We start from the raw sequence: 3,235 nt of genomic DNA, 5'->3' as shown, positions 1-3,235 counted from the left end.
ACCTTTCAGGAGGCCTTTGAAAACCTCTGCGAACGCGTGCCCAGCACCGATCTGCGCTTCTTTGCCATCTCCGTCATCATCCAGCGGGAAACCGGCGGCAACGTGGCCGAAATCCTCGACAACATCAGCCGCCTGATCCGCGAACGCATGCAGTTCAGACGTCAGGTCAAAGCCCTCACAGCGGAGGGGCGACTCTCAGCCATGGTCCTTATCGGCCTGCCCATTGCCCTGTTTGCCTATATCTTTTTCACCAATCATGGATACCTGTCGCTGCTCTGGCAGGACGTCATTGGACACTACATGCTGGCCGGGGCCATTGTGCTGCAGATAGTGGGTGCCTTCATCATCAAAAAAATTGTCAACATTGAAATGTAAGGAGGCGCTGCATGAACACTGTATTGAATCTCTATTATCGATTGATGGACAATGCCGGTTACTGGGCTGTGCTCGTTCTGACCTTCCTTGCGACCGCCCTTTTCATTTTGAGCATCTATTTTTTCCTGACCCGCAAGTCCCGCGAGGAAAAGCGCCTTGAAAAGTTGGTGCCATCCTCCAAAACACCCGTCAAACACAAGCCGAGGCTGCTGGATGCAGAGCAAGGCGGTTTTATCACCCGCTTTGCCAAACCGATTGACGACATCGTCTCCAGCCAGCCCGGAGCTTTGAATAAATCCATACGCCTGCGCCTGATCCAGGCCGGCTGGCGCTCCAATGCCGCCTATTACAACTACATCACCGCCAAACTTGTGCTCGGACTGGTTCTACCTCTGGGATATCTGATTTCCCGGTTCTTCTTTACCTTCTCCCTGCAGGTCATCCTGCTGTGCCTGCTGCTGGCGGTCATCGGCTTTGGCCTGCCCGACACCATCCTGGGATTCGCAATCAGGGCGCGGCAAAATCGTATTCTTCGAGCGCTACCCGATGCCCTCGACCTGATGGTGGTCTGCGTCGAAGCCGGTCTTGGTCTAGATATGACCTTTCGCCGGGTTGGCGAAGAGATCAAGCCGCTGTGCCGGGACCTCAGCGAGGAATTCTACCTGACCAACCTGGAGATCCGCGCCGGCAAGCCGCGCAACGAATGTTTTAAAAACATGTCACTGCGCACCGGCGTATCCGAAGTTGGCAACCTGATGACCATCCTGATCCAGACCAGTCGTTTCGGCACCAGCCTGGCCAAAGCCCTGCGAATACATTCCGATGGCATGCGCATCAAACGCCGCCAGGTGGCCGAAGAAAAAGCCGCCAAATCGACCGTCAAGCTTATCTTCCCTCTGGTGTTCTTCATCTTTCCGGCAATCTTTGTTGTCCTGGTGGGTCCGGGTGTGATAAGAATCATACGGGTTCTTTTTCCGGCCATGGGCGGCTGATGCCCGCCAGCTGCCATCTCCACCTTCGGTCACGACATGTCATGTCACCGAGTTGAAGACAGCATTTATTCCATGCCATTCAATGCAAGGAGAGACTTCCGTGAAAACAGCGAATTTTCCGTTTCACTCCACTTTATTTTTCAAAGGAATCGGCCTTGCAGCTTTCCTGCTTGTTGGGACGGCAGCATGCACATCCACGGTCGATCCCTACCATCAGAGAATCGCCAAATTGAACGTGCAGGAAAAAGGCGAGGATGCCTACACCCGCGACAAAATCGCAAACCTGCCTCCAGAGGAACTGACCGAGAAAGGACTGGCCTATCTGAACCAGGGCAGTCTCGAACTTGCCCGGCTGCATTTTTCCGCGGCCCTTCAAAAAAAGCCTGATGCCACTGCAGCGCTCGCCGGTTTGGGACAAGTATTCCTTGCCCGGGGCAGCACACCGCAGGCCCGGGAAATCTTCACCACGGTTCTGGAAAAAGATCCACAGAACATGGCCGCGCAGCTGGGGCTTGCCCGTATAGCACGCAGCCAGGGAGATTACCCCACCGCACAAAACCTTCTGGAAAAACTCCAGGCGAACTACCCCGAAACCCCTGTTGTTATCAGCGAACTGGCCATCACCTATGACAGTATCGGGCAGGACAAATTGGGCTTTGCGGAATTATTGCACCAGAAATTCATCTCCCTGCGGCCGGACAATCCGTCTGGTTACAACAATCTGGGGTTCAATTACCTGCTGCAGGGCCGCTACACGGATGCGATACCCCTGTTTTCCAGGGCCTTGGCCCTCGAACCCGCCAACATGCGCAGCAAAAACAATCTGGCGACGGCTTTTCTGCTCAACAACCAGGAAGTTCGCGCTTTGCAGCTCTTCGAAGACACCCTCGGCAAACCTGCTGCCTATAACAATATAGGCTATCTCTACATGACCCAGGGGAACTGGGACAAAGCTGAAAAGGCATTCAAGAAAGCCCTCGAACTGAATCCGGTGTTTTATCCGCGCGCCCAGCAGAACCTGGACAGACTCAACAGCCTGCGCTCCCAATCGGCACAATAAATCAGGTGCAATCTTCAATGGCCGAAAAAAAAATATCTCCGGGCGAATCGCCATATTGCCGGACATTGCGGGGCTTTACGGTTTTATAACCTTTGCCCTGCTGATCCTTTTCGACAACGGCAAGGCTCTTGGTGATGGTGATACGTTGTGGCACATCGCTGCCGGTCAGCACATGCTCAAAGCCAGAGCTATCCTTACGCAGGATATTTTTTCCCACACGGCGTTCGGAAAGCCATGGACCGCCCATGAGTGGCTTTCGGAAATCATCATGGCCTGGGTTCATCAGCATGGCGGCCTCATCGGGACGGCACTCTTCTTTTTTCTGATAGCCGCCCTGAGCTTCTGGCTGCTTTTTCGGATCGTATCCGCAAATACCAACGACTGGATCGCCATCATCGCAGTATCTGTCGCCCTGACTTTCTCCATGACGCACATGCTCGCCCGGCCGCATGTTTTCTCCTGGCTGTTCGGCGTCATCGCTCTTTACGCCCTGCAGAGACAGGGCCGCTGGCTTTGGATCCTGCCGCCGCTTACAGCCCTGTGGGCCAACCTGCACGGAGGTTTCATTCTGGGGCTGGCCCTGCAGGGACTGTTTCTCGGCGGGAAACTGCTGGACGACTTTTTTACGGAACAACCTTTCAGCTTCAAAACAACCTTTAAGACGATCCGCCGGCCAGCCACATTTATGCTTCTGTCCGTCCTGGCAGCCGGGATCAATCCTTTCGGTTTCAGCCTCTATCTGTTTCCTTTTCATGTAGCCAGCGATGTTTTTGCCCGGGGCATTGTGGAATGGCTGCCACCGAATTTT

4 protein-coding genes are annotated in these 3,235 nt (G+C 54.3%); all 4 read left to right on the top strand.

Features of this window, described 5'->3' with window-relative positions:
* On the top strand, positions 1 to 375 hold a 375-nt coding region (locus RBR60_RS16545), incomplete at its 5' end, for a type II secretion system F family protein (protein WP_320358858.1).
* Between the two features lie 11 nt (positions 376 to 386).
* Entirely contained in the window at positions 387 to 1,367 is a 981-nt protein-coding gene (locus tag RBR60_RS16540; RefSeq protein WP_320358856.1) for a type II secretion system F family protein, read from the top strand.
* Positions 1,368 to 1,467: 100 nt separating this feature from the next.
* Positions 1,468 to 2,427, top strand: coding sequence for a tetratricopeptide repeat protein (locus tag RBR60_RS16535; RefSeq protein ID WP_320358854.1), 960 nt, complete (start codon positions 1,468 to 1,470; stop codon positions 2,425 to 2,427).
* A 55-nt stretch (positions 2,428 to 2,482) separates the two neighbouring features.
* Positions 2,483 to 3,235 (top strand): hypothetical protein (locus RBR60_RS16530; protein ID WP_320358852.1); only part of this gene is annotated, 753 nt, incomplete at its 3' end.

This window comes from Desulfobotulus sp. (genome assembly GCF_034006065.1).
Lineage (GTDB): Bacteria > Desulfobacterota > Desulfobacteria > Desulfobacterales > ASO4-4 > Desulfobotulus.
This window is presented reverse-complemented; position numbering and strand designations above follow the sequence as displayed.

Excerpts from the sequence above, each read along its gene's own strand:
- RBR60_RS16540 (WP_320358856.1), top strand. The coding sequence starts at position 387 with ATGAACACTGTATTGAATCTCTATTATCGATTGATGGACAATGCCGGT.